General features: G+C 61.8%; 18 protein-coding genes. 8 read left to right on the forward strand and 10 right to left on the reverse strand.

What is annotated here, in order from left to right; genetic code table 11:
• A partial coding sequence (locus tag CBB63_RS03850) for an efflux RND transporter permease subunit (protein ID WP_286698223.1) occupies window positions 1–2,463 on the forward strand: 2,463 nt, incomplete at its 5' end.
• A gap of 9 nt (window positions 2,464–2,472) precedes the next feature.
• Here CBB63_RS03850 and CBB63_RS03855 read toward each other — a convergent pair.
• On the reverse strand, window positions 2,473–3,129 hold the full coding sequence (locus CBB63_RS03855) for a TetR/AcrR family transcriptional regulator (protein ID WP_114865445.1): 657 nt from the start codon (window positions 3,127–3,129) through the stop codon (window positions 2,473–2,475).
• A 333-nt stretch (window positions 3,130–3,462) separates the two neighbouring features.
• Here CBB63_RS03855 and CBB63_RS03860 point away from each other — a divergent pair, with 333 nt between their 5' ends.
• The 3 genes from CBB63_RS03860 (at window position 3,463) to CBB63_RS03870 (ending at window position 6,552) form a co-directional block, all read left to right on the forward strand.
• Window positions 3,463–4,614, forward strand: coding sequence for a C4-dicarboxylate TRAP transporter substrate-binding protein (locus tag CBB63_RS03860; protein ID WP_005848706.1), 1,152 nt, complete (start codon window positions 3,463–3,465; stop codon window positions 4,612–4,614).
• An 82-nt stretch (window positions 4,615–4,696) separates the two neighbouring features.
• On the forward strand, window positions 4,697–5,245 hold the full coding sequence (locus tag CBB63_RS03865) for a TRAP transporter small permease (RefSeq protein ID WP_009824216.1): 549 nt from the start codon (window positions 4,697–4,699) through the stop codon (window positions 5,243–5,245).
• Window positions 5,242–6,552: a TRAP transporter large permease gene (locus CBB63_RS03870; RefSeq protein WP_005848709.1), complete on the forward strand. Its 1,311-nt coding sequence runs from the start codon at window positions 5,242–5,244 to the stop codon at window positions 6,550–6,552. Before CBB63_RS03865 ends, CBB63_RS03870 begins: the two co-directional genes overlap by 4 nt.
• 40 nt (window positions 6,553–6,592) lie before the next feature.
• On the opposite strand, the gene CBB63_RS03875 is transcribed toward CBB63_RS03870, so the two are convergent.
• Genes CBB63_RS03875 through nthA form a run of 3 tightly spaced genes read right to left on the reverse strand, consistent with a single transcriptional unit; the run spans window position 6,593 to window position 8,201 of the window.
• A complete protein-coding gene (locus CBB63_RS03875; RefSeq protein ID WP_114865443.1) occupies window positions 6,593–6,919 on the reverse strand; it encodes a nitrile hydratase accessory protein in 327 nt (108 codons plus the stop codon).
• Window positions 6,916–7,578, reverse strand: coding sequence for a nitrile hydratase subunit beta (gene nthB / locus CBB63_RS03880; RefSeq protein WP_114865442.1), 663 nt, complete (start codon window positions 7,576–7,578; stop codon window positions 6,916–6,918). The genes CBB63_RS03875 and nthB overlap by 4 nt, the downstream gene beginning before the upstream one ends.
• Window positions 7,575–8,201: a nitrile hydratase subunit alpha gene (gene nthA, locus CBB63_RS03885; protein WP_286698224.1), complete on the reverse strand. Its 627-nt coding sequence runs from the start codon at window positions 8,199–8,201 to the stop codon at window positions 7,575–7,577. Before nthA ends, nthB begins: the two co-directional genes overlap by 4 nt.
• A 197-nt stretch (window positions 8,202–8,398) precedes the next feature.
• Between nthA and CBB63_RS03890 the strand changes: the two genes are divergently transcribed.
• On the forward strand, window positions 8,399–9,667 hold the full coding sequence (locus tag CBB63_RS03890; RefSeq protein WP_286698225.1) for a GAF domain-containing sensor histidine kinase: 1,269 nt from the start codon (window positions 8,399–8,401) through the stop codon (window positions 9,665–9,667).
• Window positions 9,668–9,676: 9 nt separating this feature from the next.
• Here the strand turns inward: CBB63_RS03890 and CBB63_RS03895 are convergent, their stop codons facing one another.
• Together CBB63_RS03895 and CBB63_RS03900 are read right to left on the reverse strand one after the other, a co-directional pair.
• Window positions 9,677–10,552, reverse strand: a complete 876-nt coding sequence (locus tag CBB63_RS03895; protein WP_286698226.1) for a LysR substrate-binding domain-containing protein — start codon at window positions 10,550–10,552, stop codon at window positions 9,677–9,679.
• Window positions 10,552–11,580, reverse strand: coding sequence for a YeiH family protein (locus CBB63_RS03900; protein ID WP_286698227.1), 1,029 nt, complete (start codon window positions 11,578–11,580; stop codon window positions 10,552–10,554). Before CBB63_RS03900 ends, CBB63_RS03895 begins: the two co-directional genes overlap by 1 nt.
• A 213-nt stretch (window positions 11,581–11,793) precedes the next feature.
• Between CBB63_RS03900 and CBB63_RS03905 the strand changes: the two genes are divergently transcribed.
• Window positions 11,794–12,429, forward strand: coding sequence for a TetR/AcrR family transcriptional regulator (locus CBB63_RS03905; RefSeq protein ID WP_286698228.1), 636 nt, complete (start codon window positions 11,794–11,796; stop codon window positions 12,427–12,429).
• Window positions 12,430–12,439: 10 nt separating this feature from the next.
• Here the strand turns inward: CBB63_RS03905 and CBB63_RS03910 are convergent, their stop codons facing one another.
• Window positions 12,440–14,095, reverse strand: a complete 1,656-nt coding sequence (locus CBB63_RS03910) for an FAD-binding dehydrogenase (RefSeq protein ID WP_114865437.1) — start codon at window positions 14,093–14,095, stop codon at window positions 12,440–12,442.
• Between the two features lie 10 nt (window positions 14,096–14,105).
• Window positions 14,106–14,972: a bile acid:sodium symporter family protein gene (locus CBB63_RS03915; RefSeq protein WP_114865436.1), complete on the reverse strand. Its 867-nt coding sequence runs from the start codon at window positions 14,970–14,972 to the stop codon at window positions 14,106–14,108.
• A 201-nt stretch (window positions 14,973–15,173) separates the two neighbouring features.
• Between CBB63_RS03915 and CBB63_RS03920 the strand changes: the two genes are divergently transcribed.
• Together CBB63_RS03920 and CBB63_RS03925 are read left to right on the forward strand one after the other, a co-directional pair.
• Window positions 15,174–16,724 (forward strand): AMP-binding protein, encoded by a 1,551-nt coding sequence (locus tag CBB63_RS03920; RefSeq protein WP_286698229.1) that lies wholly within the window; start codon window positions 15,174–15,176, stop codon window positions 16,722–16,724.
• Between the two features lie 123 nt (window positions 16,725–16,847).
• The gene (locus CBB63_RS03925) at window positions 16,848–17,495 is read left to right on the forward strand and encodes an NAD(P)H-dependent oxidoreductase (RefSeq protein ID WP_286698230.1); all 648 of its coding nucleotides are present in this window, start codon (window positions 16,848–16,850) and stop codon (window positions 17,493–17,495) included.
• 93 nt (window positions 17,496–17,588) lie between these two features.
• Here CBB63_RS03925 and CBB63_RS03930 read toward each other — a convergent pair whose 3' ends face one another.
• Both CBB63_RS03930 and CBB63_RS03935 read right to left on the reverse strand, forming a co-directional pair.
• Complete coding sequence (locus CBB63_RS03930) at window positions 17,589–20,669, reverse strand: efflux RND transporter permease subunit (protein WP_286698231.1); 3,081 nt, start codon at window positions 20,667–20,669, stop codon at window positions 17,589–17,591.
• Window positions 20,666–21,796, reverse strand: a complete 1,131-nt coding sequence (locus CBB63_RS03935; protein ID WP_286698232.1) for an efflux RND transporter periplasmic adaptor subunit — start codon at window positions 21,794–21,796, stop codon at window positions 20,666–20,668. The genes CBB63_RS03930 and CBB63_RS03935 overlap by 4 nt, the downstream gene beginning before the upstream one ends.
• Window positions 21,797–21,828 lie beyond the last annotated feature (32 nt).

The raw sequence follows: 21,828 nt of genomic DNA on the forward strand, positions 1-21,828 counted from the left end.
GATCCCAGCGTGATCATCGGCGCGATCAGTGAATCCACAGCGATCAACCCCACCGGCTTTGTCGAAACGGGCGATACCAACCTGCGGATCGACGGTCCCTCGGGCGATGATAGTGTCAATGAAATCAGCGCGTTGACCTTCGGCTTTCAGGGCGAGGTGCTGAACCTGCTGGACGTGGCAACCGTGTCGCGGGGCCGTGTGGACGCCCCCGACCACCTTTTGCGTCAAGACGGGCAAGAGGTCTTCACCCTTGGCGTTTCGGGACTGGAATCGGAAAATATCGTCGAGGTCGGCAAACGCGTCGAAGCGCAGCTTGAGACCTTGCAAACCTTCCTTCCCGTCGGGGTAGAGATCACGCCGATCTACGAACAACACCGCGTCGTGGACGAAGCCAACAACAGCTTCCTTTTGTCGCTTGCCATGTCCGTGGGCGTGGTGATCGGGGTGCTTGCGCTGTTCATGGGGGTCCGCGCCTCGGTTGTTGTGGGCGTATCGCTTTTGCTGACCGTGCTGGCCACGTTCTTCTTCATGTATCTGTTCGGCGTCAAAGTTGAACGGATCAGCCTTGGGGCCTTGATCATCGCCATGGGGATGCTGGTGGATAACGCCATCGTCATCGCCGAGGGTATGCAGCAAGAAATGCGCAAGGGGCGGCCCTCGGTCGCCGCCGCGGATACAGCGGCGCAGAATACGCAGATCCCCCTGCTGGGTGCCACGGTCATCGGGATCATGGCGTTTGCCGGGATCGGTCTGTCGCCTGACGCCACGGGCGAATTCATGTTCTCGCTTTTTGCGGTGATCGCGATCTCGTTGTTGATGTCGTGGGTCGTGGCGGTGACTGTGACGCCTTTGCTGGGGCATTATATGCTGAAGATCGGCGGGCTGGCAGATGACGACAGCGGGTATAACGGCCCGATTTTCCGCAGCTATGGCAACCTTGTCCGGCTGGTGCTGCGGTTCCGCTGGCTGGTGTTTGCCGGCCTGATCGGCACCACGGTGGCCTGTGTGATGATCTTTGGTCAGGTCAAACAGCAGTTCTTCCCTGCGTCCAACACGCCGTTGTTCTACTTTGAATACAAGGCGGAGCAAGGCAGCTCTATCCAGTCGACCTCCCGCGATCTTGCGGTGATCGAGGATTGGCTGCTCGCGCGCGACGACGTGGACACTGTGACGACGACCATCGGTGCCGGCCTGACGCGCTATGTTCTGACCTACACGCCCGGAGACAGCGACCCTTCGATCGGGCAGCTGGTGGTGCGCGCCACCTCGGCTGATGCGATCCCCGCCCTACGCGCCGAGCTTGACCAGTTCGCGATCAACGCGCTGCCTTGGGCAGAGGTGCAGACCAAGCGGATCATTTTCGGCCCCGGTGGCGGGTCGGATATCGAGGCGCGTTTTTCTGGGCCTGACCCCGAAGTGCTGCGCGATCTGGCCGATCAGGCAGAGGATATCCTGCGTGACGCAACCCCGCTGCTGCATACCGAACATGTCGATTGGCGCGAGAAAGTGCTTGTGACCCGCCCTGTCTATGCCGAGGACCGTGCGCAGGCCGTGGGCATCGGGCGCAGCGATGTGGCGGATGCGATTGCCCTGTCGACCAATGGGATCACCGCGGGCACCTACCGCGAACGGGACCGGTTGATCGACATCATCGTGCGGGTGCCGCGTGCGGAATCCGCGAGCAATGGGCAGCTGCCCGACCAGATCGTCTATTCCGCCGCGCTTGGGGACTACCTGCCGCTGAGCCAGGTGATCGACGGGTTCAAGGTCACCGCCGAAAACGCGGTGATCGAACGGCGTAACCGCGTGCAGACGATCACGGTACAGGCCAACGTCATCGAAGGCGTCACCCCGCCCACCGTCTTCCCGCAGATCCGCCCGCTGATCGAGGCGATCGAACTGCCGGTCGGCTATACCCTTGAATGGGGCGGAGAGTTCGAGAACGCGGGCGACGCACAGGCTTCGCTTGGCAAGCAGATGCCGCTGAGTTTCGGGACCATGTTGCTGATCACCATCCTGCTGTTCGGCAAACTGCGCCAGACCGCGGTGATCTGGACCATCGTGCCCATGGCGATCAACGGGGCGGCACTGGGGCTGTTGTTCTCGGGGTTGGCGTTCAGCTTTACTGCGCTGCTGGGGCTGCTGTCGCTGTCGGGGATGTTGATCAAGAACGCCATTGTTCTGGTCGAAGAGATCGACGTGCAAAAAGAAAACGGCCTGAACCAGCACGACGCCATTGTCACCGCCAGTGTCAGCCGTTTGCGCCCTGTGGTTTTGGCGGCGGTCACAACGATCCTCGGGATGGTGCCGCTGCTCGCCGATTCGTTCTTTGCCGCGATGGCGGTGACGATTATGGGCGGTTTGGGCTTTGCCTCTGTTCTGACGCTGATCGGTGTGCCCGCGCTATATCACACCTATCTCGCGAAAGAGCGCCGCGCGGATGCGGCGGCCAAACCGGCCTAGGAAAGCGGATTATGCCGTGGTGCCATGCACCACGGCATGCGCCAAAGCACGGGCCAGCGCGTCACGCTCCCCCTCGGATTGATCGGGACGGATACGGTACCAATCAACCAGCCCGTTCAATGCACCCATCAACGCACGGCTGGCGATTTCGATGTTCGGCACGTCCAGCTCCCCCTGCGCCACACCCGCGCGCAGCACCTCGCGGTAGAGATTTTCATAGTCGTTGCGCAGGGTAATCAGCTCGCGCAGCACAGCGCGCTCGGCTTCGGTGGTGGAGCCGCGCAAATAGACCTCTACGCCCAAGCGGATACTGCGCTGATAGGGCAGCGTGTCCATCATCACCCGCGCATGGGCATGGGCCATCAATTCAAGCTTGCTGATGTTGGAAGTATCCAATGATATCAGCGGGGTAACCGCGTCAAAACAATATTGCATCGCCTGTCGGTACACCGCGAAATAGATCGCGTTCTTGGACCGGAAATGGTGGTACACCCGCCCCTTGGTCGCGCCCAGAACATCGGCGATATCGTCCATCGTCGCCTTGTCGAGCCCCTTGAGCATAAAGCACTGCGCCGCCGCCTCGATGATCTCGCGGCGGCTGTCATGCTTGGGCGCGGCCCCCTCGGTGGCGTCCGTCAGCGTGTCGTCATCGATGTGTTCGTCCATTCGGTTCAGCCTTCGACAGCGGGTGCGCAGTAAAGAACGGGGGGTTTTGCCCGTGTAGCGTGAATACTGAGCCGAAAAAAACGGTTGTGACAAGCCGTTGCGTCACCGGACCCCCCGTAATTATCCGTTAGCGCACTTACATCACCGACAGCTATTGACACCTGCGCGCCCTGTTACGAGAGTAACATACTACTCGGAATGTTGTGCCGGAAAATCACAGGCTCAACACATCAGACCGTGGGAATGGACGGTGTGCCGAGTACCGAAAATCAAGGGGCAACCACGCGTTTTGCGCGGTTGTTTGACCCGAAATATATGTTTGGGAGGACATACATGACTTATAAATCATCCGTCGCAGTCACCGCATTGGTCGCTGCTGTTGCCATCGCCGGTCAGGCCAGCGCGAAAGAGCGTCTGAACTTTGCCTACGGCTATCCGAATAACTCTGCCATCGGTCTGGCGGTTGACGCCTATGCCGAAGCCGTGGCCGAACGCTCTGACGGTGAAGTCGACGTAACCGGTTTCGCGATGTCGCTGCTGAGCCTGCCTGAAACCTCGCCCGGTGTGCGCGACGGTCTGGCGGATGTCGGCTTTGTGCTGCCGCCCTACTACCCGGCGGAATATTCCACGAACCTCTTCCTGCACGAGATGAACCTGCTGGTGAACCTTGTCGAAAAACCCACAGGTAAAGAGCCGCTGGCCTTCACCGGCGCGATGGTCGAATACACATTCACTAAATGCCCCGAGTGTCTGGAAGAATATAGCGCACAAAATCAGGTCTATACCGGCGGCGGCGTGACCCCGCTGTACAACCTGCTGTGCAAGGACGTCAAAGTCACCTCCGTCGAGGATCTGAACGGTCTGCGTCTGCGTGCCGGTGGTGCCGGTTTCGTGCGCTTCGCCGAAGCTTTCGGCGCCCAAGGCGTGCGTCTGCCCGTTTCCGAAGCCTATGAAGCGCTGGATCAAGGCATCATCGACTGCGCCATGTTGTCCGCGCCCGAGCTGACAAACTACAACCTGCACGAGGTCGTCACCGACATCACGCTGGCCGTACCGGGCGGTGTTTTTGCGGGCGTTTCCTCGGCGAACGTGAATGCGGACCGCTGGAAGGGCATGGACGACGCATCGCGCGAAGCCCTGCTGTGGGGTGGCAGCCAGATGACGGCGCATACCACATGGAACTTCTACACCGACGATGCCGCGGCGATCGAACATGCGCGTGGGGCCGGGATCAACATCCACGAGCCCGACGCAGAGCTACTGGCAGCGGTCAAGGAATTCAGCCGTCAGGACCTCAAGACCGTTTCCGCCCTGTTCAAAGACACTTACGACGTTGCGCGGGCCGATGAAATCGCCGCCGATTTCGAGCCGCTGTTGGCCAAGTGGAACGATCTGGTGGTCGACGTGGACAGCGCTGACGCGTTGAACCAAGTGATCTGGGATCAGGTGATTTCCAAAGTGGACCCAGCGACTTACGCGCAGTAAGCCGCCCATCCGCTGATCACAACGGGGTGCCGCGCCGATGCGCGTGGCCCCCCGACGGCCCCTTTTGCAAACGGATACTCCGATGAAACTTATCGCGTCAGTGATCTCTGCGGTGATCACGTTGACCGCTTCGCTGGCTGGTATCATTGTTCTGATGCTGGTTGCCCATGTCACCATCGACGTGGTCATGCGCTTTGCGTTCGATACGCCGCTGAACTCTACTATTCTTTACGTCTCGGCCTTTTATATGGTCGCGATCGCCTTTCTGCCTCTCGCCGCGGTGGAGCAAAACGACAGCCACATCGCGGTTGAACTGCTGGTCGAAAGGTTTCCCACCAAAGTACAAAGCTTTCTCGCGGGGCTGGCCTTGCTGCTGACCTGCATCGTGACTGCCACCGTCGCGATCCGCACCGGAGACGAGGCTTTGGCGAAATTTATCGGCGGCTCCTATTCGATTGAGGCAGGCGGCAAGGTGACCACATGGCCCACCTATCTGGCGCTACCCTTGGGCTTTGGCCTGATGTCGATCGTCGCCGCGTGGAAATTCATCTGTCACCTTACCGGCCGCCCCCACGGGTTGAACGCCTTGCAGGTTGAAGACCCCTATCTAGCCGGCGGAGACGCACAATGACCGAGTTACAAATCGCAGGCATCTTTATCGCGATCCTGCTGGCGATGATCCTGATGCGTATCCCGATTGGCATCTCGCTGATCGCCGTGTCCTTTGGCGGGCTTTGGTCCATGTTCAACTGGAACATCGCCTGGGGGAGCCTCGGGATCGTGCCCTACAGCTTTGCCAATTCATGGGTGCTGAGCTCTATCCCCGCCTTCCTGTTCATGGGGTTCATCTGTTATCACACAAGGCTGACGCAGGGGCTGTTCAACGCCGCGCAGATCTGGCTGTCGAGCCTGCCGGGCGGCCTTGCGATTGCGTCGGTCTTTGGCTGCGCCGGTTTTGCCGCTGTGACCGGATCCTCGGTCGCCTGCTCTGCGGCGATGGGTAAAATCGCGGTGCCTGAAATGGTGCGTCACCGGTACAGCCCCGAACTGGCGACGGGCACCGTTGCCGCGGCGGGGACCATTGGTGCCCTGATCCCGCCATCGATCCTGATGATCCTTTACGGCATCATCTCGCGGCAGTCTGTCAGTGCCCTGTTCCTGGGGGGGCTGGTGGTCGGGGTGATCACGCTGGTCGCCTATATCGTGCTGATCCTCGTGCGGGTGAAGATGAACCCTGATCTTGCCCCTCCGGTCCAGATCAGCGCGACGCGCGCAGAGAAGATCAAGGCATTGGGTCAGACATGGCCGGTGCTGCTGATCGTGATCGGTGTGTTCGCGGGTCTGTTTGGCGGGGCGTTCACCCCGACCGAAGCGGGTGCCATCGGGGCCATGCTGTCGACCATTGTCGCCCTGCTGTACCGCACGCTGACGTTCAAGGCATTGCGCATGGCGATCACCGAAACACTGACCACCACCGCCGCTTTGCTGATCATCGCCGTGGGGGCCAGCCTGCTGACACGCTTTCTGGCGCTGTCGGGGATCGGGGACGCGCTATCCGATGCGATTCTGGGCTTTGGTGCCGCGCCGCTGTTGATCATGATCGGCATCGTTTGCGTCTATCTTGCGCTTGGCATGATGCTGGAGCCGGTCGGGGCGATGCTGCTGACCTTGCCTATCGTTCTGCCCATCGTCGAAGAGACGGGCTATAGCCTGCTGTGGTTCGGTGTGGTGCTGGTCAAACTGCTCGAGATCGGGATGATCACGCCGCCCATGGGGATGAACGTCTTTGTAATCAAAGGCGTGGTCGGCAATACCGCGTCGCTGTCCACGATCTTCAAGGGCGTGTTCTGGTTCGTCATCGTTGATCTGTTGATCGTGGCGGCGTTGATCGCCGTGCCCGATATCGTGATGTTCCTGCCCGATTGGGTCGGCCGCTAAGACATCGCCTCCGGCGCGGAGTTTCCTGCGCCGGAGCCCTTCACAGCGTGATAGCTTGCCCGTGAGGCGTCCGTGCCGCCGCTTCGTGCCATGCGTCTTTACATGCCGCCAGCTCGCCCGCCGTTGTCAACTGCTTCTGCGCCACGATCTTTTCCAGCGCGGTCAGCCAGTGCTGGTAGTAGTCACGCTCTGTCCCTGAATGCACCTCTGCGGTCAGCGCTTGTGCCCATTCGGCCCATGTGAAGGCCCCCGATTGATGCAGGGACACCGCCATCGCAAAGGCCTGCGCCTGCCACGGCGCGTCAAACACCGGTTCATCATCCGACAGCGTAATATCGGGCAAAAGCGAAAGATCGGGCAGGGTCATGATACGGTCCTCAGATAGGGTTCCCACAGATCAAGGGTCACGCTGTCATCCGCGCGCGCCTGATCGCCCCAAAGCGTGCGCGCCGAAAAGGCCACCTGATACAGCCATTGCGGATCCTCCCCCTGCCCTTGCGCATTGCTATCGGGAAAGACGTGAAACCCGTGCACCTTGGTGATCGTCCCGACCTTGTCGCGGGCATAGCGTGCCATGCGGGTGTGGGTGGTGGGATGGTTGTTGATCGTTCTGATCTGATCCCCGACGGCAAAGGCCGGGGTCCCTGTCGCGGGCCGATCCGCCGGACCACCGGCCGCCAACATGTCGTCGACATCTTCGGCAGCAAGCTTGCGTTTGATCGGCGCGGCGGGGGTCAGCGGCACCGATTGCGCAATCTCTGCCTCGGTGAGCATCCCCTTTTCGACCATCAACCGCTTGGCCGCTTTCAGCCAGATCGCGTAATAGGGCGTGCGGGTATAATCGCCCGGATGCATATCTTCGCGCGCGGATCGCGCAGCATCGATATTCCACTGCCCGCAGGCCCCAAGCGCCACCACGATCCCAAGCGCGCGGGCCTCCCAGGGGGCGTGAAACAGCGGTTCGTCCTCTTCTTGCACCACGGGGCCAAAGCCCATCATCCCGCCAAGATCCGCGCCGCCGTTCATGATGCCACCTGCGGCGCGCGCACCAGCCCTGTCCCGATCATCGCATTGCGGGTCACCAGATCGGCCAACTGTTCCATCGAATAGCCTTCGGTTCCCGCCGGGCGCTGCGGGATCACGAGATAGCGGATCTCGGCGGTTGAATCATGCACCTCGACCCCCGTTGCATGATCAAGGGTCACGCCGAACTCCGCCAGNACCCCACGCGGATCAATCACCGCCCGCGACCGGAAGGGAGGTGATTTATACCACGTCGGCGGCAGCCCCAGCACCGACCACGGGTAGCAAGAGCACAGCGTGCAGACGACCAGATGATGCACCTCGTCCGAGTTGAACACCGCTTCGATATGCTCGCCCTGACGGGAATGATACCCAAGCGAATGGATCGNTGCAGAGGAATCGCGCCTTAGCCATGCCTCGAATTCCGGCTCTACCCATGATTTCGCCACCACATGCGCGCCGTTGCGCGGGCCGATCTTGGTCTCGTAGGTCTGGATGATNCGGTCCACCGCCGCGCTGTCGATATAGCCCTTNGCGCTCANCAGGCTTTCCAGCGCCCTCACCCGCGCCTCGGTCTCTGTCNGATGTGAATGATCGCCTTCGTGATCATGTCCGTGGGAAGTCATCGTTCCGCCCCCTTCGCCCTGCGTGTTGATGCAACGATAGGAGGGAACGCCGCGATTGGAAACCACCATATGTGTGGGCGNCCNGCCGCGNCTTCCGTGACGTCAACATACCTTACTTATCCCCCCGTCCTGACACGAAGCGACCGCAGGAATGCCNAATTTGTTAACCAAGTTGACCCAAAGCCAAGGAGCCCCGCATGAGAACCTATCCGATCCCCTTTAACGAAGAAGCCCGCCTGCGCGCCGTTTTTGATATTCCGGGACTGACCGCACAAAACGAAGCGTTGTTTGACACGATATGCGAGGCGGCGCGCACCCTGCTCGACTGCCCGATTGCGCATATCAGCGTGGTCGAAGAGGACAGCCAGTGGTATAAATCCGTTGTGGGCATGCATCTGGACCCGATGCCCAAGGACACCGGTTTTTGTGCGCACACCATTATGTCCGACGCGCCGATGATCGTGCCCGATCTCAGCAAGGACGCCCGCTTTGAACGGCACCCGATGGTCGCCAAGGGCGGGCCGGAGGCGCGCTATTACGCGGGTGTGCCGCTTATCCTGTCCTCCGGTCACCGCTTTGGAAGCCTGTGTGCGCTGGACCTGAAGCCCCATGAATACCCTTCGGAAAAGCAGATTGCCCTGCTCACCGATCTGGGTCGTATCGTCGTTGCCGCACTNGAGCGGAGCCAACCCGAAGCCCCCGAAGTGCANCAGGATAAAACCGCGCAATCNACCTTCCTGACCTTGGTNGGGCACGAGTTGCGCACGCCGCTGACCGTNCTTTTCGGCAGTCTNAAGCTGTTGGAGGNGACAGCAAGCANCGGCACCAACCCCACGCTGATCCATTCCGCCCGTCGGTCGGTGGATCACCTNACGAAACTGATTGAAACGATCCTGTCCTATAGTAACGCCAGCACCGGCGAGCNGCGGTTGAACGAACAAAACTGCGACCTTGGCGCGATCCTGAGCGCGGTTGCAGGGTTGCAGTTCCCCACCACGGATGCGGCGGCCAAAACGGTCACGCTTCGTGATACTGTGATGCTGGATACGCTGCATGTGGACGCCGANCAGATCGANCTTGCCGTCACAGCNTTGGTNTTGAATGCCGTGATGCACGGCGGGACCGACATCACNCTAGAGACGTTTCAGGACATGGACGGGAATATCGAGATTTCGGTGCGGGACAACGGCAGTTTCGACGANCATGTCGAACTGGCCGAACTTTACAAACCTTTTGTCGTGGGCGGGTCGCTGGACCACCGCGCGACCAAGGGCGGGNTGGGTCTGGGGCTGCCCCTGACCCGCAAGCTGGTCGAGATGCACGGCGGCGATTTCGAGGTCCACGCAGAAGCGGATCACAGCCGCGCCGTCATCCGCCTGCCCGCGTGGCGGTGTAAAACCGCGATGATCCAGGCTGCCAAAATGGNACCTGCCACTGTCCCTGATGCGCGGCAGAAGCTTATCTAGGAGCAGCGCTTATGCGCTTGTCTCGGCGTGGCCGATGAACCGGGCCTCAAGCGCGCTTGGCTGGCGTTCGCCGTGGGTCAGGATGTGAAACCGTCGCTGCGGGGTGTCGATGGGCACGTCGACCATCCGCCCCGCCTCGATCGACCGGCGGACCACCAGATCGGACAGCAGCGCGGCACCGATGCCCGCTTCGACCGCGCTGCACACCGCCTCGTTTGACGGAAGCTCCAGCGTGCTTTCCAGATCCTCCAGCCCCAGACCCTGCCGCCCGAGCCACTGCAGAAAACTGTCGCGCGTGCCTGACCCTGCTTCACGCAGGATCCAAGGGGTCTGGCGCAAGCGTTCGGGCGAAAGATCGCCCCCCTCGGCACCGCTTGGGAACACCAGCCGCAGCGTNTCCCCCGCCACCGCCTTAGCGCGGAGTGTGGTGAGCTGGCAGTCCCCCTCGATAATGCCGATGTCAGCTTGCAATGCTTCGACCGCGCGAGCGGCGTCGTCGCTGTTGCCGATCCGCACCGTCAGCGCGATCTCGGGGTGCGCCTCGCGGAACCGCGCGATCACCGCGGGCAGCCAGTAGTTCGCGACCGTCTGGCTTGCCGCAAGCCGCAGCTTTCCGCGTTTCACCCCCGCCAGATCATCCAGCCGCTGGCTGGCGATGGCAGCGCGGGCCAGAACGGCGCGGGCTTCGCCCAGAAAATCACGCCCCGCATCGGTCAGCACAATCCGCCGCCCGATACGATCAAAAAGGCGCAGGTTATGACGCTCTTCCAGCGCGGCGATGGCAGCACTGGTCGCACTTTGGGTCTGGTTCAATGCTTCGGCGGCGCGGGTCATATGTTCACGCTCTGCCACGGCAACGAAAATGCGCAACTGGTCCAGTGTCATCAGGCGGCCCCCGTCAGGATGATCAGCGCAAGGCTGACGCCCATGATAAAGACCCAAGCCGCCGCCCCCAGCAAGGCCGGACGCCCCCCCGCCGCGGCAAGTTTGCGCAGATCGGTCTCAAGCCCCATCGCCGCAAGCGCCATCGCCAGCAGGAATTGCGTCACAGCGGTCGCGGGGTCCAGCACCGCCTGCGGCACCCAACCGGTCGAGGCCACGCCGACCATCGCGATGAACCCGAAAACAAACCACGGGATCGGGGCCTTGCCGCCACCGCCTTGCCCCTGATGCCGCCGCGCGGCAAACGCGCCCAGACACAGGATCATCGGGGCAAGCATCATCACCCGCGTGAGCTTGGCAATCGTGCCGAACTGGCCGGCCTCCTCTCCGCGCTGGAAGGCGGCGGCAACGACCTGGGCGACCTCGTGGATCGACGCACCGGTCCAAAGGCCAAAGCCGCGCGGGCCAAGGGTCAACCAGTTTTCGGCCAAGGGCAGCAGGATCATGGAGAGCGAGCCAAAAATCGTCACGCAGGCCACCGCATAGGCGACATCTTCGTCGCGGCCACGGGCTACGGTATTGGTTGCGATCACGGCAGAGGCCCCGCAGATCGACGTGCCCGCCGCGATCAACTGCGTCAGCTTGGCATCCACCCCCAGCACGCGGCCCAGCCATGTGGTGAACCCGAAGGTCAGTACCAGCGACAGCGCGATCACCGCGACCCCCACCCAGCCGACAGCCGCAACCTGCCCCAGCGTCAGCTGCAACCCCATCAGGATAATCCCCGCCCGCAACACCGGTCGCATGCTGATCGCAAGCCCTGTCTTCGCCACCTCGGGCGTGCCAAGGGTGTTGCGCAGCGCCATGCCCAGAAGGATCGCGAGGATCAACGGGCTCAGCATGCCCACCCCCGGCAGATACCGCAGTGCAAAGGCCAGCGCGGCGATCATGGCGGCAAGCGCCAGACCCGGCCAGATCGATGGCGTGGTTTTATCAGCGTGAACGAGGTCAGAGAGGGTCGTATCAGTCATAGCGTGCCTAAGTATCGTCGTGTCCCGTGCATTATCGGCCATTCCGATACATCAATCCAACGGATTATAATTATCCAAATGATCGCAAAATGTGATTGATTGGTTAGGCCGTGGCAGTCGCTTGATGCAGCGTCTCTCTTTACGCTTGGGGTTCTGCGCCCCTATCGTTAAGGGACTGCCGAAACCGGCATCGCTGCGCAGAAAGGGAAACCCATGGTCCCGATCATCTTTGGCCCCCTGCGGACCCGTGAAACGCCGCGCCAGTCGCGTGCGGTGACCCGCGTGCATGTCATCCTGAACGCCACGGCAGCGCTGCTGGCCGAGAACCGGTTGCAAGACCTGACCACCACCGCCATCGCGACCCGTGCCGAGGTGCCTGTCAGCTCTATCTATCGGTATTTTCCCACGCTTGATGACGTGCTGCTTGAGCTCTATTCGCAGACCGCCAATGAATTACGCGCCAAGCTTTTTGCCAGCCTTGATGACGTTCACGCCCATACGACATGGCGGGACCGGTTGCGTGCCGTGCTGNANGTGCAGCGCAGCTATNTGGCGCGNCATCCCTACTACCGCCCNCTGCTNCTGCATTTCGCGACGAAACGCGGNCCGCTCGCGATCGAGGATGACGACCACGATGATCTNGTCCGCTTTCTATGCAACAGATGGGAAAGCGGTGCCGACGGGTTTCAGGGGGGCGATCCGGTGGTGGTGGCCAAAACCACGATCCAGATCTCCCTTGCGATGGAAGATCTGGTCGCGGCGCAGGCGGATCGGCGCAGCTCTCGCCCCTATTCGCAAGAGCTGACCAAAGTGCTTGAGCATTATCTGGCGCAATACCTGTCGGATTAGCGCCTGCGGGTCAGGCGATGGTATCCGCCCGCCCCGCCTGCCGCCCCGAAAAGATGCAGCCGCCCAGAAACGTCCCCTCAAGCGCGTTATACCCGTGATACCCACCGCCGCCAAAACCGGCGACCTCGCCCGCCGCGAAAAGCCCCGTGATCGGCGTGCCAGAGGCGTCCAGCATCTGGCTGTCAAGATTGGTCTGCAACCCGCCCAGAGTTTTGCGCGTGATGATGTTCAGCTTGACCCCGATCAACGGCCCGTTTTCAGGGTCGAGGATCTTGTGCAGTTTGGCCGTGCGTTGCAGCTTGTCGCCGCGATAATTCCGCGCCGCATGGATCGCCATGATCTGCGCGTCTTTGGTAAAGTTGTTGTCGACCTGCCTGTCGCGGGCCCTGATCTCGGCTTCGATCTTGTCAAGCGACAACAGATCATTCCCCTCCATCCCGTTCATCTTGGCGATGAGCTCGGGCAGCGTTTGGGCGACGACGAAATTCTCGCCATGCTCCTTGAAGGCCTCGACGGCGGGGGTCGCGGCCTTGTTCAGGATACGTTGCTGCAAGACTTTGACCCAGCTTTTGTCGGCGAAATCGGGGTTCTGCTCTGACCCTGACAGGGCAAATTCCTTTTTCACGATCTTCTGCGTCGTGATGAACCACGAATAATCAAAGCCCGTATCAAGGATCATCTTCAAAGACCCCAGACTGTCGAACCCCGGCAGCGACGGCGCGGGAAAGCGGTTGCCCTTTGCATCGAACCACATCGACGACGGGCCGGGCAGGATACGGATACCGTGGTTGGGCCAGATAGGGTCCCAGTTCTTCACGCCCTCGGTATAGTGCCACATGCGGTCATTGTTGATCAGCTGGCCGCCCGCCGCCTCGCTGATGGCGATCATGCGGCCATCGACGTGGGCGGGTACGCCGGCGATCATCTCTTTCGGGGCGGGCCCAAGACGTGCCGTCGGCCATGACTTGCGCACCAGCTCGAAATCTCCGCCGATCCCGCCAGAGGTGACAACGACAGAGGGCGCGCGCAGTTCGAAATCGCCCACGATATCACGGTTGGTCTTTTGCCCGCGTGATGCCCCGTGCGCCGCCAGCACCTCGCCCGAGACACCGACCGCGGCACCGTTTTCCATGATGATATGCGAACAGCGATGGCGGAATTTAAGCGCGATGCGACCGGCCTGCTGATGTTCCCGCACGCGGCGTTCGAATGGTTCCATTGTTCCGGGCCCAACACCCCAAGTCAGGTGAAAGCGCGGCACCGAATTCCCGTGACCCGACCCAAAGCTGCCGCCGCGTTCGGCCCATCCCACGACGGGAAACCACCGCATCCCCATATCGTACAGCCAGCTGCGCATCGGGCCTGCGGCGAAATCGACATAGGCCTCGGCCCATTTGCGCGGCCATGCGTCTTCGGGCCGGTCGAATTGGGCCGATCCCATCCAGTCTTGTAGCGCAAGTTCGCGGCTGTCCTTGATACCCATCCGGCGCTGTTCCGGGCTGTCGATCAGCATCAGCCCGCCAAGGGACCAGAAAGCCTGCCCGCCCAGAAAGGCTTCGGGTTCCTGATCGATGAGGGTGACCTGTTTCCCACGATCAGCCAGTTCGGCTGCGGCGACCAGTCCGGCGAGACCGCCGCCCACGATAATAACGTCAGAGGTATTCATGCAAAGCTCCTTACGCTGTGCCGATGCGGCGGTATTTCAAAACGACGGGCAGGATGATCAGATACATCAGGATACCGTAAACAGCCGACGGCAGCGCATAGGCGGTGAAGCCACCCTCGCCGCCGACAATGATCGCGGCGACGGCGATCCCCAGGGTACTGTTCTGCACCCCCGTCTCGACCGAGATGGTCTTGGCCTCGGTCACCGACAGGCCAAGCAGCCGCGGCACGACAAAGCCGATGGTGGTCAGCGCGGCCAGCAAGACCAGCAGCGCGGGCCCGATCACCACGATATTTTCCACAAACAGCGCCCAATTTGCCGCCAGCGCAGCCAGCACGATCACCGCAAACAGGATCGTCGCCACCGCGCTCAGTTTAGGCTCGGCCCGGGTCATCGCGGCGGGGGCCATCGCCCGCGCCCCCAAGCCAAGCGTGACAGGCACCACCGTCAGGGCAAACATGGTGACAGCGGTTTTGGTGATGTCGATCTCGGGCGCGGCATCGCCCATGAAATATCCCATCGACAGGCCCAAAATCAGCGGCACGGTCACCACGCTGGCAAGGCTGATCACCGCCGTCAGCGACACCGACAGCGCCACATCCCCTTTCGCCAGCTTCGAGATCACATTGCTGGTCACCCCACCGGGGCAGGCCGCCAAGATCATGAACCCCACGGCCATTTCCGCGCGGATGCCAAAGGCCAGCACACAGATAAAGGTCACGAGCGGCAGCAGGATGCTTTGGTTCAGCGCCCCGATGAAAAACGCAAGCGGCCGCTGCCCGACACGGGCGAAATCCGCAGGTGTCAGCCCGACACCCAAGGTAAACATGATAAACGCCAAGCCGAGCGGCAAGACGACCGAAATCAGTACATCCACGATTATCCCTCCCAAGACATCTGTGAAAAACAGAATATATTTCCGGTATAGCCGTCAAGTGCCGATTCACCTAAGAGAAATCCGCTCTGCCGTAACGTCGCGCACGGGCCCCCGATGGACCCTTCCCCAAAGTAAGGTTACCTTAGCGTAAGGGAACGAAACAACCTGCGCGCCCGAAGGTGGCGGGCGGGCATTGGCACGATGGGAGTACATCTAATGTCGGATACGGTGATTGCGGATTTTGATCGCAAGCTTGCACGAGAGGCGTTTGAACAGCGCGCGGCGCAGGGCGCTGCGGCGTTGACGCGTCTGGGGGCGGGGGCTGATGTGCCTGTGGCGCTGATCATGCGCAACGATCTGACCCAGCTCGAGGTCATGCGCGCTGCGGCCATGGCCGGCACGGTCATCGTGGCGCAGAACTGGCACGCTGCGGCAGAAGAGGCCGGCGCCATTTGTGACGACAGCGGCGCACAGTTCGTGATCATCCACCGTGACCTGATCGACGCTCTGCGCCCCGCCCTTGAGGGGCGCACGGTCATCGCGGTCACCCCTGATACCGCGCTGCGTCAAGCCTATGGCATTGATGACGCCGCCGCTAAGACCGACCCCGAGACACCGGAATGGTCCGCGCTGGTAGATGCCGCCGACCCCATCACCCCGCGCGAGATGATGCGCCCGCTGATGCGCTATACCTCGGGCTCGACCGGCAAGCCGAAGGGCGTGCGGCGTTTGGGGGGCGGGCCCAAGCGCGACTTTGAAGAGGTGCTTTCGCGCGTAGGCACCGAGATGTTGCAGCTCAAACCCGGCTCGCGGTTCTTTACGGCAGCGCCGATCTATCACTCGGCACCGTCAACGCTGACCTCTGCCGCGCTGGTCACCCCGGGCGTATCGACCTTTGTCGCGCCCAAGTTCGACCCGGAAAGCTTCCTTGCCACGATCGAGGCTCAGCGCATCACTCATATCTATCTGGTCCCCACCATGATGAGCCGGATGCTGAAGCTCCCCCAAAAGGTGAAGGCGAAATATGACCTGTCCTCGGTGGAATTCTGCGTCTCGACGGGGTCACCCTGGCCACATGACCTGAAAGTAGCGATGATCGACTGGTGGGGGCCTGTGTTCTGGGAAAGCTACGGCGCGACAGAGATCGGGTTCATGACGATGGTATCCTCGGCAGATGCTTTGGCACGGCCCGGCACCGCAGGGCGGATGCAGATGGGCGGCACGTTGATGATCCTTGACCCCGATGGGAACGAGCTGCCCGCCGGTCAGGTGGGCGAGATCTATGCCCGCATGGATGCCTTCGGCGGGTTCGACTATTCCAACGATCCCGAAAGCCGCGCCTCGGCTGAAAAGCACGGGCATTTCTCTGTCGGGGATCTGGGGTCGGTGGATGAGGACGGGTTCCTGTTCATCACGGATCGCAAGAAAGACATGATCATCTCGGGCGGGGCCAATATCTTTCCCGCCGAGATCGAAGCGGTGCTGATGCGCGCGCCTTTCATCCGCGATGTCGCCGTCTTTGGCGCGCCTGACCCCGAATTTGGCGAACAGATCGTCGCGGCGGTTGAACTGGCCGATGGGCACAGCGCCGACAAACAGAAGGTGCTGGATTTCCTTGACGGCAAACTGGCCCGATTCAAAGCGCCTCGGATCGTCGATTTCCACGAGGCCCTGCCCCGCGAAGACAGCGGCAAGATCTTCAAACCCCGCCTGCGTGCGCCCTACTGGGACGGGGCGGGCCGGTCGATCTGACCCTGACCTGACGCCCTTACAGCAACCGGGACCGGTGTGAATTGCGCCGGTCTCCTTGTGTTGGGGCGCGGGGATTCCTACATCGCGCCGGTACACACGCCGCCCCGAGGGGCCAAAAACAGGATGATCACGATGACCAGCACCCTACTAGAGCAGTTGAACTGGCGCTATGCGACCAAGAAGATGGACCCGTCCAAGAAAGTCCCTCAGGACAAAGTCGACACCATCGTCGAAGCCATCCGCATGACACCCACCTCAAGCGGCACCCAGCCCTTCGAGCTGCTGGTCGTGACCAACCCCGACAAGCTGGCGCAGATCCAGAAAGCCGCCAGCGACCAGACCCAGATCACCGAAGGGTCGCACCTGCTGGTGTTCGCGGCGTGGGATAACTACACCAAAGACCGCATCGACGCGGTCACCGATCTGAATGTCGAAGCCCGTGGCGACCTGCCCTTGCTCAGCGCCTATTACGAGAACCTGAAAAACAACTACCTGCCCCGCGATGCCGAGGTAAACTACGCCCATGCCGCGCGTCAGGCTTATATCGCGCTTGGGGTGGCACTGGTTGCCGCCGCTGAACAAGAGGTCGACAGCACCCCGATGGAGGGTTTCGACCCAGCCAAGGTAGACGAGATTCTGGGCCTTAAAGAGCGCGGCCTGCGGTCGGTGATCCTGCTGCCTCTGGGCTATCGCGACGCGGAATCCGACTGGCTGGCCCCGATGAAAAAGGTACGCAAGTCGGCTGAAACGCTGGTCACCCATATCGACTGATTGTTGCGGGGCGAAGGGGCAAACACCCTTCTCGCACCGCCAGAAGCATACCAACGCGGGGCCGGTTCTTTGCGACCGGCCCCGCGGTTTTCGTCAGATCGCCGCCTCGCGGGTCAGACGTTTTGATGCCATCCCCGGCTCTGCCCCCCATACCGCCACATAGCGGTAGAAGACCGGCGTGAGGAACAGGGTGAACACGGTAGCAAACCCAAGCCCGCCCACGATCACCCAGCCCACGGCGATGCGCGCTTCGGCCCCCGCGCCCGAGGTCAGGATCAACGGCAGGCCGCCAAAGACGGTCGATACCATCGTCATCATCACCGGNCGNATCCGCAGACGCAGCGCGTCNCGNATGGCGCTNTCGATATCCTGCCCCGCCTCGCGCAACTGGTTGGCAAATTCGACGATCANGATACCATTCTTCGCCATCACCCCGATCAGCATCACCAGCCCGATCTGACTGTAGTAGTTCAACGATCCACCGCTGAGCGAGATCGCGAANAGCGCCGCCGCCAGACCAAAGGGCACGGTCAGCATGATCACGACGGCGCTGGCGATGCTTTCGAACTGCGCGGCCAGCACAAGGAACACCACCACCAACGCGACGCCGAACACCATATACATCTCTGTCTGGCTGTCGCTCAGCGTCGCCGCCTCGCCGGTAAAGATGATCCCCATCCCGTCGGGCAGCACGCTATCGGCTATCGCCGTCAGACGGGTCATCGCGACGCTAAGATCGATACCGTCGTTCAGGTTCGCCTGCGCCGAAACCGCCAGCGACCCGCCCTGCCGTTCCAACGTGGATTGGCTGACCACGGGCACCAGCTCTGCCGCCGCGGACAGGGGCACATAGGCACCGCCCGGCAACTGTAGCTGGATGTTATCAAGATCAGATGGGTCATCAATTGGCGGGCCACCGGGCACGACATTCACATCCGTCTCGATCTCGTCCGCAAAGACGGTGACGGCGACCTTGCCTTGGGTCATTGCGCCGATNGTCTGGGTGATCTCGGCCTCTGTCAGGCCAAAGACGCTCGCCATTTCGGGATCAACGCGGACCTCGTATTGCGCCTGCACCGCGTCGTTGGAAAGTTGCGGGTTCAAAAACGCCTCATCCTGCGCCATCGCCGCGACCAAAGCCTCGGTTGCCGTGGTCATCGCTGCGATGTCCTTGCCCGTCACCGCGAATTGCAAGCCCTGCCCGCCGCCCCGGATATTGAGGCTGTTGGTCCCCCGCGCAGAGGCCTGAACGCCGGGCACCCGCGCCAACTTGCCGCTGATCTCGGCGACCAGTGCGGATTGGCTGCGGTCACGATTGCTCCAGTCATCGAGCCGCACGATGATGAAGGCGCTGGTGCCACCNCCNACGCCAACGATGCTNTGAACCGAGGTAACCTCGCCGCTTTCCTGATAGGGGGTCAGGATCTCTTCGATCTGATCAACCTGGGTATCAAGGTAGTCGATCGTGGTNTCAGAGGCNCCGCGCGCCTGNACCAGAAAGAACCCGCGATCCTCGTCGGGCGTGATGGCAGAGGGCAAAGTGCCCGCCGCCCCCGCCGCCACGATCACAAAGGCCCCCGCCGCCCCCAGCACCACCAACGGCATGCGGATGGCTTTGTCCATCACCGTGTCAAACATCCGCCCGGCCCAGCCTTGCGGCTTTGCCGTTGCCTCAAGCGCGGATTTGCCCGGATCAAGAAAGGCCGCCAGAACCGGTGCCAGCGTCAGCGCGGTGATGGACGACAGCGTGACAGCAAAGGCCAGCACAAAGCCGAATTCGCTGAACACCCCACCGGCCTGACCGGGCAGGAAAGAGATCGGGATAAACNCCGCCGCCAGCGTCGCNGTGGTAGAGATGACGGCAAAGAACACCTCGTTCGTGCCCGCCGCAGCGGCAGCAAAGGGCCCCATCCCCTGTTTGCGTTTGCGCACGATATTTTCGATCACGACAATCGCGTCATCCACCACCATCCCCGTCGCCAGCACCAGCGCCAGCAGGCTGATGGTATTGACCGAAAACCCCGTCAGCCAGATCGCGGCGACCGTGCCCACCAGCGACACCGGAATGGTCACCGCCGGGATCATCACCGCACGGGGGGAGCGTAGAAAGGCAAAGATCACCACAACCACAATCCCCGTCGCCAAAGCGATGGATTTCATCACCTCGGTCAAGGATCCTCTGATGAATGTCCCATCGTCAGAGGTCACGAAAAGCCGAACGCCGTCNGGCAGCGCCGATTGCAGATCAGCCACCGCAACGGCCACATCTTCCGAGATCGACAGCGTGTTGCCCACGGATTGCCGCGTNATGTCCATGCCNACGGCGGTNTGCCCGTTCACGCGGGTCAGCACNGCGTCCTCTTCCGGCAGCAGCCGCACGAACGCCACGTCAGAAACGCGCGTATTCGCATCAATCGGGATCTGGCCCACAGTATCAACGGTGACATTCGCGTTGCCGACCCGCAGCGCCAAGGTTTGCGCATCTGAATCTAGCGATCCCAGCGGCGTGTCATCGCGCAGCGCTGCCAGCGCGTCAGAGACATCGAACAGGGTCATCCCCCGACTAAGCAGCGCGGGCATATCCAGCGTCACGCGGAACTCGTTGGGTTGTTCGCCGCGCAGGGTGACCTCTGCAATGCCGTCGATGGTGGACAGTCGGTCATAGACCACACCCTCGGCCAGCTCGGTCAACGCATCAAGGCTCGCGTCGCCCATCAGCGCCAGCCGGATGATCGCATCCGCGTTGCTGTCGCTTTTGGTCACGGTCGGATCATCCTCGATATCATCGGGCAGGTCACGCAACGTNGANGAAACGATCTCGCGCGCCTCATTTGCCGCGACATCGACATCGGTGCCTTCGGACAGATCAATGGTGATCCGGCTCGACCCCGTGGTCGAGGTGGATTCCATATAGGATAACCCCTCAAGCGCGCTCAGNGCATCCTCAAGNACCTGCGTCACCTCACGGTCGACGGTNGCGGGCACCGCNCCNTCATAGGTGGTGCGCACGGATAGAACCGGCTGGTCAACGTCGGGCATTTCCCGCACGTCCACAGCCACAAGCGCGGCGAGACCTGCGATCAGGATCAGCAGGTTGATGACGATCCCGAAAATAGGCCGCGAGACGAATAGATCGGCGAGCCCGCCACGGGGCTTTGCAGGGGTATCGCTCATGACGGTGCCTTTTCAGTCTCGGCACCGACCGCGGTGATTTTCGCCCCGTCCCGCAGCTTTTGCGCGCCTTCGGTCACGACCATCGCGCCATCGGCGATATCGGCCTCCACCCAGACGAATTCGTTTTTACGGTAAAGGATCGTGATCGGCACCCGCACCGCCGTCCCACCGTCATCGACCCAGACCGCAGCACCCATTCGCGACCACGTCACCGCGGTCGACGGCAAGACCGGCAGCGGGTCGCTTTCATGCAGCAGGCGCACCGCAAAGGTCATGCCCGGCCAGAGGATGCGTTCCGCATTGTCGATCTTGGCCTTCACCGTGACCGAGCGCGTGACCGCATCGATCCGGCTGTCGAACGAAAGGATCTCTCCGGTGATCGACCGACCGACAAAGGCAGAGGTAGAGACCAGCACCTCATGCGCCTGCCCTAGGACACCGATAGCGCGTTCGGGCAGTTCGAATTCGACCACCAGCGTTTCGGTCTGGTCAATCGTTGCAATCACGTCATTGGTGCCAAGGATATCGCCGACCTCAACCTCGCTAAGCCCCAGACGCCCCGAGATGGGCGCGCGGATCGTGCGGTCTTCCAGCGCGACTTCAGCCAGACCCACTTCGGCATCGGCCAGCTGCTGCGCCACGCGCGCCTCTGACTGTGCGACATCGGTAATGGTAGAGTTGCCACCGGCCCGCAGCCGGTCATAGCGGTCGACCGTATCGGTCGCCTGCTGCAGATTGGCGCGCGCGATTTCAAGGTTCAGCTCTTGGGTCCGCGCATCCAACCGCACAAGGACNTCGCCCTGTTCAACGTCGCGGTTCGCNNTCAGCCGGGTTTCGACCACTGTACCGGCGGTTTCAGTCACCACATCCGCACTGCGCAAAGAGGATGCTGTGCCGGTGGCGTATAAAGTCACCTCGTAGGGGCGTTGTTCCAGCGCGGTGGTCACCACCGAAGTCGCCCCCCGTGCACGCCCGCCCCCAGGGGGGCCACCTGCAGGGCGCCCACCCGCCGCGGACTGAGGCTGCGCCGCCTCGCTTGTGGCATCCGTGCCGGGCAGGCCAAAGGTGATGGCATAAGCCCCGAACAAAAGCCCGACGGCCACCAGCAAACTCACAAATTTCCGCATTATTCCAACTATCCAGATCAGGTCATTAAGCC

This window comes from Sulfitobacter sp. TMED3, assembly GCF_002167505.1.
In the GTDB taxonomy this organism is placed as follows: Bacteria; Pseudomonadota; Alphaproteobacteria; order Rhodobacterales; family Rhodobacteraceae; genus Sulfitobacter; species Sulfitobacter pontiacus.